This is a genomic window from Streptomyces sp. NBC_01334, from assembly GCF_035983595.1.
Classification (GTDB): Bacteria; Actinomycetota; Actinomycetes; order Streptomycetales; family Streptomycetaceae; genus Streptomyces; species Streptomyces coriariae.
In genome coordinates this window covers 3,720,247-3,734,424 of the sequence record NZ_CP130718.1, presented here as the reverse complement: position 1 = coordinate 3,734,424, position 14,178 = coordinate 3,720,247, and the positions used below count along the sequence as shown (strand labels likewise).

Here is a 14,178-nt window from a genome sequence, read left to right as displayed (position 1 = left end):
CGGTTTCCTCGCTCACGGTGGCGCTCGGGACGGGCGGGAACGCGCCTACTGCTTCTTCCGCGTGTCGACGGCGACGAAGAGCGCCCCGGCCCACGCCGCGTCCCGGTGGGAAACGAGCCGAACGGCCAGCTGGTCACCGCCGTGCCGCAAACCGCCGCTCAGATCGAACACATCGGAGTCGTAGCCGAGGGTGTTGACGTACGCCGGTACACGCGCCGCCGGAGCCTCCCCCGGCTCGCTGATCGTGGAGTTCAACACATCGTCAGATGGGTTGACCGCGTCCGTGAGCGGGACGGCCGTCCGGCCACCGGTCGAGAACATGAGCGAATCACCCGTTCGGCCGCGGTCGCCGTCGTAGGCGACGAGCCCGGCCCGGCCGCCCGCGCCCGGCGGAACGGCGAGCCCGCGCAGCCGGATCTCCTTGCCCGCGGGGGAGCCGAGGGTGTCGAAGCCGTCCCAGACGGACAGGTCACGCAGTGGCTCCGCCGGGTTCTCGTAGGCCACGACCAGCGTCCAGCCGCCCCACGCGCCGGCCGCCGAACGGCCCATGGCCACATTGATCTGGGCGACCGTGTAGAGGCCCTGACCGCTCGCGCGCACCAGCTCGGTGACGTCCGCGGAGGCCTGGAAGGCGTCGGCGCCCTGGGCCACCCGGTGGCCGACGACCGTGTCCGCGAGCACCGCCTTGTACTCCCCGCCGGGCTCGGCGATCAGCACGCGCCCGTTGTCCTTCGGCGGCTTCTGCTCGCCGACGCGCAGGTTGCCGCCCCAGTACAGCCGCGCGTACGACACCCGCGCGCCCCGCGGGAGCCGGACCTCGGCGCGGGAGGAGTTGTAGGTGTTCGGGTCGCGGTCCACGTCGACGTAGAACATGTTGAAGGCGTTGTTGACGGCCGCCCCGCCTGCGCGCACGGAAGGACAGGCGGGCGCCGCCCTGCCCGTGGGCGTGGTGGTGGTGCGGCAGCTGATGGCCGCGTTGGCCGCGCGGACGATCCCGCCGTGCTGAGTCGCGTGGTAGCGCTGTGCGAAGGCGAGTTGCTGTGCCTCCGTGGCGGGCGGCGCGCCGGCCGCCCGGGCGCCGCCGGGTGCCCAGAGGGCGGTGAGGGCGAGAACGCCGACTGTGGCGCGGCGTAGCAGCGGACCCAGGGAATTACGCATGACCGGCGGTGCCCTTTCGTGCGATTTGCTTGCTATAGGCGTGCGTCGGATGGGGCGCAACTCTAACCGCTGTCCGGATTAATCCACAGAAACCGGACAAGTGTGTCGGAATGGTGAAGCCGGGCTGGGGTGACATCACTCGTTTGGCGGCACAACCCCCGTGAGTCCCGCGCGTTGACTTCAGCGCCGGGCATCCCCGCCCGGGTGTTTGTGTCAAAACCCCAAGGAGCACCTCTCCATGTCGCGTATCGCGAAGGGCCTGGTCCTGACCTCCGTTGCCGCCGCGGCCGTCGCCGGCGCCTCCGGCATCGCCGCCGCCGACAGTGGCGCGAACGGCGTCGCCGAGCACTCCCCGGGCGTGCTGTCGGGCAACGTCGTCCAGGTTCCCGTGCACATCCCGGTCAACGTCTGTGGCAACACGATCAACGTGATCGGCCTGCTGAACCCGGCGTTCGGCAACACCTGCATCAACGACTGACGTCTCCTCTCTTCCGCTTCGAGGTCACGACACGTCATTCGCCGAACGGCCGCCCTCCCGCCAGGAGGGCGGCCGTTCGCGTTGGCGGGGGAGCTGCCGGCGGCCTTGCCCCGAATGGGGGGACGCCGCCCCGACACGCTCGGTGAACCTTGACAGGCCCTCTCACCAGGGGTGATGCGAGTGAGCTGGACGAACGACCGTCACGCAAAGCGACTGAGCTGTTGCGGAGAGCGACGGGCGTTTGCACGGTGGGGAGGAGACCCGACGTAATCGAAAGGACTTCCCCATGCGTGGTCTGCCCGTACGGCGTATTGCTTCCACCGCACTTTGCGCCACCCTCGTCCTCGGCATCGCCGGCCCCGCCGCCATGGCGGCCGACGGAGTCGCTGCCCGTGAGCGCAACGCGGCGGCGTCGAATACGCCCGTCGCCGGCACCGACGCGCTGCTCGCCCAGGCCCAGGGCCTCGGTGAGCTCGGCACTGTCATCACTCCGGTAGCCAACCTCCTCAACACCGTCCTCAAGGCCGACGACGGCCAGCTCACCGCCGACCAGGCGACCGAACTCGGCGACGCCGTCAAGGCCGCCGTCGCCAAGATCACGGCGACGACCCCGACCGCTCCGGAGACCCCGGCCACTCCGGAGACCCCGGCGACTCCGGCCACCCCGGCGACTCCGGCCGACCCCGAGGCGGAGCCGGCCGACCCGGCCGCCGAGGTCCCGGCGAAGCCCGAGATCCCGGCCGACCCGGCCGCCGAGGTACCGGCCAAGCCGGCCGACCCGGCTGTCGCGGTCCCGGCCAAGCCCGCGGTGCCCGCCGCCCCGGCCGTCGTGCTGCCGGCGAAGCCCGCGGCGCCCGCGGACTCGGCTGTCGTGCTGCCGGCCAAGCCCGCGGTCTCCGCCGACGCGGCCGCCGCTCTGCCGGCCAAGCCCGTGCTCAGCAAGGGCGGTGACGACGCCAAGGCGAAGGCCGCCGCCGACCCGGTGTCCGACGCCGTCGCCGCGCTGGACAAGGCGGTGGCCGCTCTTCTCGCGGCCGCGACGTCCCTCGACGTCAGCCAGGTCGCCCCGGCGGTGACCGGGGTGGTGTCCAGCCTGCTCGACCTGCTCAGCGCGACGCTGGCAGGCGCCGGTCTGACCCTGCCGACCCTGCCCGTCGAGGCTCCGGCCGCGGCCGTGCCGGCGCTGCCCACCAGCTGACGGTCGCTCCCTGATTTCCGCACCCCGGCATTCCGCCGGGGTGCGGAAATTTCTTCGCACACGGTTTCCGCTCTCGGCGGGGCTCGTTAGGCACGACGTCAGAATTTCCCTGGTGACTCGAGTCGCCGATTCGCCAAGTGGTCGAGTCGCCGAGTCGCCGAAGAAAGGAATCCGATGAAGTCCCTGAAGGCTGCCGCTGTCGTTGCCGGATCCATGGTCCTCGCCGGTGCCGCCGCGCCCGCGTTCGCGACCCCCGCCGACCTCACGCCCACCAGCCTCAACGGTGCCGTGGACACCCTTGTCAGGGGGCCCATCAACCTGGAGGACGCGATGCCGGTCCAGCACCAGTCGGACGCGCTCGACACCGAGAACAAGGACTCCGTGCTCAGCACCGTCAAGGGCGCGACGGGTGCCCTCAACAACCACAACGCCCTCCTCGGCGGGCTGCCGCTGCAGGGCTGAGTCGCTTTGCCGAAAGGGCCGGTCCGGTCACCGACGGGACCGGCCCTCGGTGCTGTTCGAGGCGGGTCGAGCGGCGCGTCCCTCGTTCGTGTGGAGCAACGGACCGGCGTCCTCCGGTCGGGTGAGAACACGCCCGAACGCCCGCCTGTGCGCCGATAGGGTCGCGCGGTGACCTCAATCCCGAGCGCAACCCGCCCCTTCCGCGTGGCCGATCTTGGCACCCTCGTCGTGATGCCGTGGAGCGGCGAGGCCCCCGACGGCAGCGACATGCCCTACCTCCTCGCCTACTCCCTCGGTGACACCGAGGAAGGCCCCGAGGGGACCGCCGTCGCCGTCGCGCGTCTGCTCACCGACAACGGCATGCCCGTCGGCGGGGACGTCGTCGACGGCACCGAGCGGCCCAGCCTGCCGTTCACCCTGCTCGTCCAGTCAGGTGCGGCCGTACTGAACATGCCGGGCCTCAACGCCCAGTGCCTCCCGCCGCAGGAGTGGCTCGCGGCCGTCGAGCAGCGCGGTTACGCCTACCTCGTCCTCACCACCCGCGCCTGGCCGGAGGCCGTGCCCGGCCGGGCCGTCACACCCGACCAGCTGGCCGCGTTCGCGGGCGCCCACGAGACCCTGACGGCCGCCGCGCACATCGTCCTGCCCGCGCGCAGTCTGCGCGGCTGATGCGCCGGCCGCACCCGGCGCCCGCGGGCGGCGGCCGCGCGTACGCCCTGCTGCTCGTCCTCACCGGTGCGGCCGGACTGCTGGCCGCCTGGGTCATCACCCTCGACAAGTTCAAGCTGCTGGAGGACCCCGGCTTCACCCCCGGGTGCAGCCTCAACCCGGTCGTCTCCTGCGGCAGCGTCATGACGAGCGACCAGGCCTCGGCGTTCGGGTTCCCCAATCCGATGCTGGGCCTGGTCGCCTACGGGATCGTCGTGTGCGTCGGAGTGAGCCTGCTGGCCGGTGCCGCCTTCCCGCGCTGGTACTGGCTGACCTTCACCGGCGGCTGCCTCTTCGGCGTCGCGTTCGTGTCCTGGTTGCAGTTCGAGTCCCTGTACCGGATCAACGCACTGTGTCTGTGGTGCTGTCTGGCCTGGGTCGCCACGATCCTGATGTTCTGGTACACCGTCGCGTTCGACGTACGCCACGCGTTCCTGCCGGCCCCGGCCGGAGTGCGGAACTTCCTCGCCGAATTCACCTGGGTACTGCCGCTGCTGCACATCGGGGTGATCGGCATGCTGATCCTGACCCGATGGTGGGATTTCTGGACGAGCTGACCATCCGTCCGTCAAGCCGGTGTGGCCTTAGCTCTATATGGCATGAGCACTATTACGGCACTCGGGGGAATTGTGAACTGATGTCGTTTTCCGGCTCGTTACCCGGTACGGACGCAAACGCCCCCCGAACCCTTCCGAAAGGGCCCGTACCCGAGATGAAGTCGACCACCCGAGGAACCCTCGCCGCAGTCATCACGTGTGTGGCGGCCGCCGCCGGTGCCGCCGCCTCCGTGACCCCCGCCGCCGCGATCGGCACGGTACCCGTTCCCGTACCGCTCGACGGCGTCGAGAAGTCCCTCAACGTGGAACTGCCCACGATCGGCGGCGAGATCCCCCTGCCGACGCCCGGTGCGCCCGAGGGACCGCGTTTCGTCGAGGGCCGGCTCATCCCCGACCGGGTCGTTCCGCAGCTGCCCGTCGCCGCGGGGCTGCCCGGGGTGGGCCTGCGCGCGCCCCTGCCGGAGGTCCTGGGGAGCGACTTCAACCACCTCGGCCTCGACGCCCCCGCCGCCGACCTGCGCACGCTGAGCCCGGGCCTGACCCTGGACGCCCCGCTGACCGCGCCCAACCCCGACCGCTTCGGTCTGCCGGACCTCCAGCTGCCCCGGGCGGGAGTGATCACCCCGGTCCTCCAGGCGGTGCCCGGCGCGGACCTCGGTGTGGGCGAGGGTCTCTGACCCCTCCGGCGGGCGAACCACCACGAACCACGGGCCCGGACGCCGTCGTCCGGGCCCGTCGCCGTGTCCGGATCGGCTCCCCTGTCGGACCGTTCGGGCGCCGGGCGGTGACCAGGAGGGCCGCCAGGCGGTTACTCCCATGGAAACGCTGCGGAAAGCCGCTGCGGAAACCCTCTATTCAGACCCGCTACAGAGACCCGCTGTGGACAGCCGGACCGGATCAGCGAACCGGGCCGGTGCACCGGACGAGGAGCACACCATGGTCGTCAGCGTCGACGGAGTACCCGTGACCGCAGTGCCGGTGGTCGCGGGCAGACCGGGCAAGGCGCACGGCGCACGGCGTCGGGACCTGTTGCGCGGGCTGCTCGGCGCCGCCGCGGCCCTCGCGATCGTCCCCGTCGTCACCGCCTCCCGGCCCTCGCGCCCGGCGGAGGACGGCCCCACGGACGCCTTCGACGAGATCTACCGGGGCCGGCACATCCAGGGCGTCCTCACCTCGGCGCGAACCGCGGCCGCGGCGGACGTCCGGTGGGACATCACGGTCGACGGCCGCCCTCTGCACCTCATGCGCCGCGCCGACGGCACCTGGCTGAGCATGGTCGACCACTACAGCTCGTACGCCACCCCGCTGGCGGCGGTCCGTGCCGCCGTGGACGGGCTCGGCCCGGGGGAGCGGCTGCGCGCGGCGGATCCAGTACACCGACACCCGCACATGGGGGGACACCATGGCCTACACCCGTAAGGACGTCAGCACACTCACCAGCGCCGAACGACGGCGTTTCGTGAAGGCGCTGCTGGAGATCAAACGGAGGGGCGAGTACGACGAGTTCGTCCGCATGCACATCGACTACTACGTGTCCGACGGCGACGGAGGGTTGCGGACGGCCCACATGGCGCCCTCCTTCCTGCCGTGGCACCGCAGGTTCCTGCTGGACCTCGAGCAGGCACTGCGCCGGGTCGACTCCTCGGTGACGGTGCCCTACTGGGACTGGACGCGCGACCGCACCGCGACCGCCGCGCCCTGGACCAAGGATCTCCTCGGCGGCAACGGACGGCGCTCCGACCACCAGGTGACGACCGGGCCGTTCGCCTACGCCACCGGCGACTGGACCATCAAGGAGAACGTGACCGACGGGGAGTTCCTCACCCGAGACCTCGGCCGCGCCGCCGCCCCGATCGGCCTGCCCACCGAGGGCGACGTGGACCGGGCACTCCAGGACCCCGTCTACGACACCGAGCCCTGGGACTCGACGGTCACCCGGGGTTTCCGCAACAAGCTGGAGGGTTGGGGCACCGGCTCGGGCAGCGCCGCCTGGCGCAACCACAACCGGGTGCACCGGTGGGTCGGCGGGGTCATGCTCGGCGGCGCGTCGGTCAACGACCCCGTCTTCTGGCTGCACCACGCCTTCGTCGACCTGCTGTGGACCCGCTGGCAGAGCAGGCACCGCGAACACCGCTACCTGCCCGCCCAGCCGCCGGGGCCGACCAGCCGCCAGTACCGCCGGGTCGTCGCCCGGCAGGAGAAGCTGCCCCCGTGGGACGTGACCCCGGACCAGCTGGAGGACGCGTCCCGGATCTACCGGTACGCGTGAGCCGGTGGCGGTGACCCCGACGTGGTGAGCCCGTCGTGGTGAACCGTCCGTGGACAGGGGGAGAGCCCCGGCGCTCGAGGTGCCGGGGCTCTCCTGGTGGTACGTACGCGGGGTACGACCGGGGTGTACGTCCGGGACGTACGGGGTGAAGCTCAGCCGCCGTAGCCGCCGTGCTTGTCACCGTGCTTGTCGTGGTGCTTGTCGTGGTGCTTGTCGCCACCCTTGCCGTGGTCGCTGACGTTGGCGCACGTGTTGCCGAAGGCCGGGTTCAGCAGGCCGATGACGCTGATGCTGTTGCCGCAGACGTTGACCGGGATGTTGACCGGAACCTGGACGACGTTGCCCGACAGGACACCCGGCGAACCCACGGCCGCGCCCTGCGCACCCGCGTCCGCCATGGCCAGGCCGGCTCCGCTGACCACCACGGCGCTGGTGCCGAGGGCAACAGCGGCCACCTTCGCGATGCGAGACATCACGTTCTCCTTAGGGAATCGGTTCGTGCGGTGGCAGGGGGCGCCGCCGCACTCCCCGTTCAACGCCGACACCGTGAGCGGGTCACGGTGCGTTCGGACGGATCACCCTTTTTGAACAGGACGGTCGTACAGTCGGGTGGCTAGTGCGACTGGAGATGTGTCGTGACGAAGTCGGTCAGGGTGGCGATGGACTGGAGGCTGTCCAGGCTCAGGTCCAGCGCGGCCACATCGACGCCGTAGCGCTTGTCGACCGTGCCCAGCAGGGTCACGCCGGCCAGTGAGGTGAGGCCGATCTCCGGTCCGAACAGGTCGGTGTCCGCGGGGAGTTCCGCGACCACCGCCTCGTCCAGACGGGCCGCCTCGGCGATCAGCGAACGGAGCTCCCGTTCCACCGCGGCCCGCTCTTGGATGTCCGTCACGCTTCGGCGTCCTCTCGGTCGGATACGTGCAGCCACGCGGGTGACCCGGGCAGGTCGCCCTGAAGTGTCCTGCCCAGGACCGCCGAATCCGCGGCGGTGGCAGTGGCGGTGGGGGTGGTGCTGGTGGGGGTGCCGGTGGCGTCCGTGCGGCGCAGGCCCGCCTGGCGGAGCAGGATGCGCATCTCCAGGTTGGCGTCCGTCGGGCGCAGGGTCACCCGGAACTCCTCGGCGCCGGCCTCGCGGGCCCGCTCCATCAGCCGGAACAGGAAGGCCGCCGCCGCGCCCCGGCCGGCCACCCGGCAGGAGAGCGCGAGCAGCGGGACGGACCAGGTGGCGGGGGTGCCGCCGTCGGCGCGGTGGGTGCGGTCGACGAGGGCGGCGCCGATGATGCCGTACTCGCCGAAACGGTCCGTCATGCGGGCGGTGTACAGCTCGTGTCCGTCCGAGGAGGCCAGCTCGCGCAGGCGGTCGGGGGTGAGCCCGGAGGAGTTCAGCCGGTGGGTACGGGCGGCGAGCTCCAGCGCGCGCGGGATCTCGTCGGCCGTGGCCGCGCCGACGGTGAGGCGCATGTCGCACCAGCGCAGGAACTCCTCGCGTGAGCCCTCGAAGCGCTCACCCTCGGCCCTGCGGGCCTCCTCCGTGCGGTAGCGGCGCACGCGTTCGCGGGACTCGGCGGTGACCTCCCGGCCCTCGAACGCGGCCAGCAGCGCGGGCACGTCCTCGGGCGCGAGCGTGCGTACGCCCGGCAGGAGGGCCTCGACCTCGGCGCGCTCGTACGGGGAGTCGTCGACCAGGACCAGGGCGTCCACCGCGATGCCGAGGTCCTTCGCGATCCTGCGCAGCGACTCGCTCTTGTCCTGCCAGGACACCTGCGGGGCCAGGAAGCGCGCCCGCACCTCCGGCACGGCGTCCAGCCGGTCGAGCACCGAGGGCGCGCTGCGGCTCGCGATGCTGCTGAGCACACCGCGGGCCGCCAGGGCGTCGATCGCGGCGAGCGCCGCGGGGCGGGGCGTGGGCAGGTCGTCGGTGGCCGACTCGACGGCGATCTCGTCCCACAGGGTGCCGTCGAGATCCCACACGACGCACTTGACGCCGTCGGGACCGAAGTCGTCCGTGACGCTCATCGGGCGCTGTCTCCCTCCGGCTCGCCCTCAGGGAGGAACAGTTTCATCGACAGGCTGGTGGGGTCGAAGCCGAACTTGCGGTACACCGTGCGCATCGGGACGTTGCCCACGTGCACCCGGCCGACGACCTCGGTGATGCCGCGGGCCAGGCAGAACTCCAGGCCGGCGGTGAGGAGGAGTTCGGCGACGTCGCTGCGGTTGTCCACCGGGGACACCGCCAGGGAACGGAAGTTGGCGTAGCGGTCGCCGGTCATCGCGTTCTGGTTGATGCTCACCCAGCACCAGCCGACGGGCTCCTCGCCCGGGCCGTGGGCGACGATCATGCCCTCCTTCGACTTCTCCATGGCACGGCCGAGGCGGGACGCCCACCGCGCGGGGTCGTCGATGGCGTCCTCGCCGAAGGAGACCCGGGCGATCTCGGCCTCGAACCTCCCGATGGCCGGCAGATCGCGCTCGTCGGCCTGGCGGGTGACGTACGGCCGGGCCCGCTCGGCGAGGGCGGCACGGTCCTGCTCGGCCGGCGGACGCCAGCCGTAGGTGCGGCCGACGGGAGTGGCCGGAGCCGGAGCCGGGGCTGCCTGCCGGACGGGGGGCTGTGCCGGGGTCTGGACGGGGGCCCGGACCGGGGCCGGGGGCTGCTCGGCCGGGGGCGCCGGATCCTCCGCCGGGACCAGTCGGCCGGGGCGGAAGGGGCCCTTGCCGCAGTTCGGGCAGCCCTCCTCGCGCAGGGCGGCGACCGCGGTCCAGCGGGCGCCGGGCCCGACACGGAGCCGTGCGTCGCACGCCACGCACGTGTACTCGCGCTGCCGGGTCCGCTTGTCGCCCGTATAGAGGGGACCGCTGAACTCGCCCGCGTGGGAGGGGGCCGTCGAGGTGGTCGTGAGCAGGTGCTGGAAGAAGCCGACACCGCCGAGGATGCCGCTGCCCTCGTACTCGTTGAAGTTGCGGACGAAACCGTTGGTGACCAGGCCCAGCCCCATGATCTCCCGCTGCACCTCCAGCATCTCGTCCGGGCTCTTGCCGCCGAACGAGAAGAAGATGCTGTGCGAGGGGCCGGGCCGCAGCCCCTCCACGGCACGGGAGAGGAAGAGACGGGCGCCTTCGGCGGTGTACGGCGGGTCCGTCATGGCCACGTCGTGCTGCTCGTGGAGCTCGGCGGGCAGCGGCAGGCGCAGGTCGTGCTGGACGGTCTCGACACGGGTGCCGAGGCCGGCCGACACCTTCTGGATGTAGTCGAGGATCTCCGGGGAGATGTCCACGACGGTCACCTGCTCGACGATCGGACCGCCGAGCACGTCGCCCACCACGGCGACGGCGAGGGACACCAGGTCGTCGTCGCCGATCAGCAGCAGGGAGCCGCCGGGCAGCGCGCCCGCCGTGAGCAGCGCGAGCACCCGGCGCACCTTGGTCTCGGCCGTGCAGTGCGACTGGTCGATCGCCATGTCCGCGGCGGGACCCGACTCCATGAGGGCACGCAGCCGCCGTACGGCTTCGTCCAGGACGTCGGGGATCACGAGCTCGCGCCCGTCACAGGTGGTGCAGGTGGCGTCCAGGGTCAGGTCCATGCCGAGCTGGGCGACGAGGTCCAGACCGGCCTCGGTCAGCCGGGACGGACGCTGGGTGGTGACGAATCCGCGGCGGCGCAGTTCGTTCCCCAGGGCGGCCACGATCGGGACGGGCAGCCCGGTCGCGCGGCTGAGGTCCTTCGTGGACGCGGGCGCCAGACGGCGCAGCGCACGCAGGACGGACCGAACTCCGGGCGGGCCCTCCTGGAGCCGGACGGCTTCCGCGACTTCCGTGAGCACGGAATCCGCGGTGGTGCTCCGAGGGTGCCGACGCGCGTTCGTCACAATGCTGCTCCAGGCAAGCTGATTGATGGATTCCGGGACTATCGAGTATACGGGCTGGTACGCAGGCCTCCGGACCCACTCGGACGGTCGGGAATCGGCGGGGAAACGATGCGGAATTCAAGCGGAATCCGAGCGGGTGAAGGAGAATTCCGTGACGGCGGCGCATATTTCGTACGGAATTCCGTTCGCTGCGCTGCCGTGATGTTTACAGGAAGGTTTGGAAAAGGGTTTCCGGAAGGGGCGCGGTGGATTTTCGGGTGAATCCTCCGTACCCCCTCCTCTCCCCTTGACGCGGTGCACGCGCGAGCCCTGGAGCGCCCCGGATGCTACGCTGGGTACCATCGAGCGCCGCTTACCGGCCTCGCAACCTTCCCCTTTGGCCGCGCGGACCAGCGCAGATCTATGTGAAAGGAGACGGGGGCAGCGGTTCGTCACCCCCGGTTCCCCATGACCAACTCCGCCAACCTCGCCACCGAGGGTATAAACGTCGACGATCTGTGCTCTTATGCCGTCGATGTATGGGTGAGCGATCACAGCATCCTCACCGACGAGGAGCGCCTCCTCCAGGTGCTGCGCACGGCCGCCGAAAAGGGAAACGCCACGGTTCTCGGCGAGGCGTCGCACGTTTTCCCGAACGGCGCCGTCACCGCGATTCTCCTGCTTTCCGCCTCGCACCTGAGCATTCACACCTGGCCCGAATTCAGCCTGGCCAATGTCGACCTGCTCGCCTATGGCCGGCTCAACGGCGAACGGATGATGCAGAGCGTGGAGGTCGGCCTTTCGCCGACGCGGATCAACGTGACGCGCATGCTGCGCGCGGTTCACTGACCTGGCTCGACTCGTTCGACCGGGTCGAGTGGTTCAACTGATTCGTCGAGCGGTTCAAGTGACTCGACCGGTTCGACCGCTTCACTGAACTGTTTTCCGACCTGCTCGTGACCTGCTCAGCCGCAGGTCTCACAGCCACCCCGACAGCGACTCGACGAAAGCGTCGAACCGGTCCCGGTGGATCGCGTGCGGTGCGTCGGGCACCGTACGCACCTCGAAACCGCGCCGCACCAGTTCCGCCCGCATCTCCGCGCTGACGAGCATGCTCGGGTCCGAGGTCTGGACGAGAGAGGGCACCAGAGCCTTCTCCGGCGTGTGGTCGATGTGCCGGTGGGAGGAGAGCGCGAGCGCCGTCTTCTCGTCCCAGTGGTCGAGGGCCTGCTGCTCGGCCGCGGCCCGCTTCTCGAGTCGCTCGTCCGGTTCCCCGTTGCGCGGCGGGCGGGCCAGGGCGGCCAGAGCGCGGGACGAGCGCTTGAAGAGCGTGAAGAGGGCCGGGTCCAGGGACCCGTGGGCCCCGGCGAGTTGCCAGGCCGGTTCCGAGTAGACGGCGCGGCCCGGCTGCAGCTCCGCCACCGCTAGGGCCAGCGCCAGCGCGCCCAGCGAATGACCCAGCGCCACTTCCGGGGCGTGCGGCAGCGTCTCGAGGAGATCCTCCGCGAAGAGCCGGGGCTCGTACTCCCCGCGCGCGCTGACGCCGTGCCCGCGCAGATCCACGGCGAGGACGCGGTAGCCCCGTCCGGTCAGGACCGGGACCAGCTCGTGCCACGTGCGGTGGTCGGACATGATGCCGTGGACGAGGACGGCGACGCGCTCGCCCGTTCCCCACTCCTGTGTGTGCAGTCGCATGCGGCTGCCCCTCGTGTGGTGTGGTGTGAGCAGGAGTGTAGTGGCGTGGGCTGATCATCGAACCAGGACGAGGCGCTGTGACAGGACACCCGGTGCAGGTGTGGTGGGCCCGTCTGGAGGACGCCCGGACGGGTCTGCGGGCACTCCTCGATCCCGTGGAACGCGTCCGGTACGAGTCGACCGTCGACCCCGCGGGCAGGGGACGGTTCCTGGTCGGCTGCGCCCTCAGCCGCCTGGTCCTCGGCGAACTGCTCGGGCTGCCCCCGGCGGACGTCCCCCTGCGCCGCGTGTGTCCACGCTGCGGCGGACCGCACGGCAAGGTCCACCTGGCACCACCGCCGGACGGCCCTGCGGGCACCCCTGCGGCCTACGGCCACTGCGTCACCTTCTCCGTCACCCACAGCGGCACGCTCGTCGGCGTGGCTGTCTGCCGGGGCGGGGAGGTGGGCCTCGACGTCGAGGAGTCCCACGGTGACATGGACGTCGACTCCGCCGCCCGCGTAGCCCTGTCCGACGCGGAACTCGCCGCGCTGTACGCCCGCCCGACAGCCGAACGGCAGCCCGCCTTCCTGCGCACGTGGACGCGCAAGGAAGCCGTGCTCAAAGCGCTTGGCGTGGGGCTGGGGGTGCCGCTGCGCGAGCTGGAGGTATCCGGACCCGAGCAACCACCGGCCGTCCTCGCCTGGCCCGCCCGACTCGCCACCCGGCCGCAGATGAGCATGGCGGACGTGGTCGTCGACGGCATGCATCCCGCGGCGGTGGCGGTCGCCGGGTTCGGGGCGGGGGAGGAGGAAGCGGAGGCCGGTGGGGTGCGGGTGGAGGCCGGTGGGGTGCGGGTGACCGTGCACGACGGCTCGGAGGCGCTGGCCGCGTGCGGCTGTTGAGCACCCGGTCGCTTCCGGTCCTCGGTGGCCGGGCGTTCGGCCGTCCTCTGGTGGCCTTCTGCGTCCGTCTGCATCCATCTGCGTCCGTCCGCGTCCTCGGCGTGGCGGAGAACCGGCCGGACTTCCCGCGCGGAACCGCTGAGCACGCTTGCTCTGATCCCTGCCTCGTACCGCGCGGCAGCCACGGTGTGGGCCTTCGTGGGAGCCGTTCTCGTCGTGCTGGCGGTGGTTGGTGCATCCGGATGAATCTCACCCGAGGTGCGATCCAGGTTTTTCGGAGTTCGGCGGTCCGGGGATGTCGAGAACGTGCCGCCGGCTCCGTCCCAGGGGCATCAGCGGTCACCAGCGGCCGCACGAGGAAGAAGGAGAAACCGGCATGGCGATTCAGCGGATGGACAACGTCGGCATCGTCGTCGAGGACCTGGATGCCGCCATCGCGTTCTTCGTGGAACTCGGTATGGAGCTGGAGGGCAGGGCGGAGATCGAGGGCCTCGTCGCAGACCGGTGCACCGGACTCGACGGCGTCCGCTGTGACATCGCGATGGTCCGGACCCCGGACGGTCACAGCCGGCTCGAGCTGGCGAGGTACCGCAGCCCCGCGGTGATCGGCGCCGGGCCGCGCAACCGGCCGCACAACATTCTGGGCACGCACCGCGTCATGTTCGCCGTCGACGACATCGAGGACACCGTTGCCCGCCTGCGCCCTCACGGCGCCGAACTCGTCGGTGAGATCGCCCGGTTCGAGGACAGCTATCTGCTCTGCTACCTCCGCGGCCCGGAGGGCATCATCGTCGGACTGGCCGAGCAACTGCGCTGAGAAGGAGGAACCGAACCATGCGGCCGAACGGAAGCCTCTCGTCGAGTTCGAGCATGCCGCCCGGGAGGTCTCAGGGGTGCCGTTGTCGGTTCGGCGGATCGCCAGGA

At 71.2% G+C, this 14,178-nt stretch carries 17 protein-coding genes; 11 read left to right on the top strand and 6 right to left on the bottom strand.

Going from position 1 to position 14,178, the window contains the following annotated elements; genetic code table 11:
• Positions 1 to 45: 45 nt before the first annotated feature.
• Positions 46 to 1,158, bottom strand: coding sequence for a DUF3344 domain-containing protein (locus tag OG736_RS16685; RefSeq protein WP_327183156.1), 1,113 nt, complete (start codon positions 1,156 to 1,158; stop codon positions 46 to 48).
• A 238-nt stretch (positions 1,159 to 1,396) separates the two neighbouring features.
• Here OG736_RS16685 and chpG point away from each other — a divergent pair, with 238 nt between their 5' ends.
• From chpG to OG736_RS16645, 8 genes are all read left to right on the top strand, one after another.
• The gene (gene chpG / locus OG736_RS16680; RefSeq protein ID WP_020132935.1) at positions 1,397 to 1,636 is read left to right on the top strand and encodes a chaplin ChpG; all 240 of its coding nucleotides are present in this window, start codon (positions 1,397 to 1,399) and stop codon (positions 1,634 to 1,636) included.
• Between the two features lie 286 nt (positions 1,637 to 1,922).
• The gene (locus OG736_RS16675; protein ID WP_327183155.1) at positions 1,923 to 2,834 is read left to right on the top strand and encodes a hypothetical protein; all 912 of its coding nucleotides are present in this window, start codon (positions 1,923 to 1,925) and stop codon (positions 2,832 to 2,834) included.
• A gap of 174 nt (positions 2,835 to 3,008) precedes the next feature.
• Complete coding sequence (locus OG736_RS16670) at positions 3,009 to 3,296, top strand: hypothetical protein (RefSeq protein ID WP_327183154.1); 288 nt, start codon at positions 3,009 to 3,011, stop codon at positions 3,294 to 3,296.
• 168 nt (positions 3,297 to 3,464) lie between these two features.
• Positions 3,465 to 3,965 (top strand): DUF5949 family protein, encoded by a 501-nt coding sequence (locus tag OG736_RS16665; protein WP_327183153.1) that lies wholly within the window; start codon positions 3,465 to 3,467, stop codon positions 3,963 to 3,965.
• A complete protein-coding gene (locus OG736_RS16660; protein ID WP_327183152.1) occupies positions 3,965 to 4,561 on the top strand; it encodes a vitamin K epoxide reductase family protein in 597 nt (198 codons plus the stop codon). The genes OG736_RS16665 and OG736_RS16660 overlap by 1 nt, the downstream gene beginning before the upstream one ends.
• Positions 4,562 to 4,716: 155 nt before the next feature.
• Positions 4,717 to 5,238: a hypothetical protein gene (locus OG736_RS16655; protein ID WP_327183151.1), complete on the top strand. Its 522-nt coding sequence runs from the start codon at positions 4,717 to 4,719 to the stop codon at positions 5,236 to 5,238.
• A gap of 259 nt (positions 5,239 to 5,497) precedes the next feature.
• A complete protein-coding gene (locus OG736_RS16650; protein WP_327183150.1) occupies positions 5,498 to 5,980 on the top strand; it encodes a tyrosinase family oxidase copper chaperone in 483 nt (160 codons plus the stop codon).
• A complete protein-coding gene (locus tag OG736_RS16645) occupies positions 5,964 to 6,830 on the top strand; it encodes a tyrosinase family protein (RefSeq protein ID WP_327183149.1) in 867 nt (288 codons plus the stop codon). The genes OG736_RS16650 and OG736_RS16645 overlap by 17 nt, the downstream gene beginning before the upstream one ends.
• Before the next feature lie 152 nt (positions 6,831 to 6,982).
• Here OG736_RS16645 and OG736_RS16640 read toward each other — a convergent pair whose 3' ends face one another.
• From OG736_RS16640 to OG736_RS16625, 4 genes are all read right to left on the bottom strand, one after another.
• Entirely contained in the window at positions 6,983 to 7,303 is a 321-nt protein-coding gene (locus OG736_RS16640) for a chaplin (protein ID WP_327183148.1), read from the bottom strand.
• Positions 7,304 to 7,443: 140 nt separating this feature from the next.
• Positions 7,444 to 7,722 carry an acyl carrier protein gene (locus tag OG736_RS16635; RefSeq protein ID WP_327183147.1) on the bottom strand — a complete coding sequence of 93 codons (279 nt, stop codon included), beginning with the start codon at positions 7,720 to 7,722 and terminating at the stop codon, positions 7,444 to 7,446.
• On the bottom strand, positions 7,719 to 8,846 hold the full coding sequence (locus OG736_RS16630; protein WP_327183146.1) for an HAD-IIIC family phosphatase: 1,128 nt from the start codon (positions 8,844 to 8,846) through the stop codon (positions 7,719 to 7,721). Before OG736_RS16630 ends, OG736_RS16635 begins: the two co-directional genes overlap by 4 nt.
• Entirely contained in the window at positions 8,843 to 10,651 is a 1,809-nt protein-coding gene (locus OG736_RS16625) for a GNAT family N-acetyltransferase (protein ID WP_327183145.1), read from the bottom strand. The genes OG736_RS16630 and OG736_RS16625 overlap by 4 nt, the downstream gene beginning before the upstream one ends.
• Before the next feature lie 492 nt (positions 10,652 to 11,143).
• Here OG736_RS16625 and OG736_RS16620 point away from each other — a divergent pair, with 492 nt between their 5' ends.
• Positions 11,144 to 11,524, top strand: a complete 381-nt coding sequence (locus OG736_RS16620) for an S-adenosylmethionine decarboxylase family protein (RefSeq protein ID WP_020132946.1) — start codon at positions 11,144 to 11,146, stop codon at positions 11,522 to 11,524.
• A 129-nt stretch (positions 11,525 to 11,653) separates the two neighbouring features.
• Here OG736_RS16620 and OG736_RS16615 read toward each other — a convergent pair whose 3' ends face one another.
• The gene (locus OG736_RS16615; RefSeq protein ID WP_327183144.1) at positions 11,654 to 12,370 is read right to left on the bottom strand and encodes an alpha/beta fold hydrolase; all 717 of its coding nucleotides are present in this window, start codon (positions 12,368 to 12,370) and stop codon (positions 11,654 to 11,656) included.
• A gap of 77 nt (positions 12,371 to 12,447) precedes the next feature.
• Here OG736_RS16615 and OG736_RS16610 point away from each other — a divergent pair, with 77 nt between their 5' ends.
• Both OG736_RS16610 and OG736_RS16605 read left to right on the top strand, forming a co-directional pair.
• Positions 12,448 to 13,254: a 4'-phosphopantetheinyl transferase family protein gene (locus OG736_RS16610; RefSeq protein WP_327183143.1), complete on the top strand. Its 807-nt coding sequence runs from the start codon at positions 12,448 to 12,450 to the stop codon at positions 13,252 to 13,254.
• A 376-nt stretch (positions 13,255 to 13,630) separates the two neighbouring features.
• On the top strand, positions 13,631 to 14,071 hold the full coding sequence (locus tag OG736_RS16605) for a VOC family protein (RefSeq protein ID WP_327183142.1): 441 nt from the start codon (positions 13,631 to 13,633) through the stop codon (positions 14,069 to 14,071).
• Positions 14,072 to 14,178: the final 107 nt, after the last annotated feature.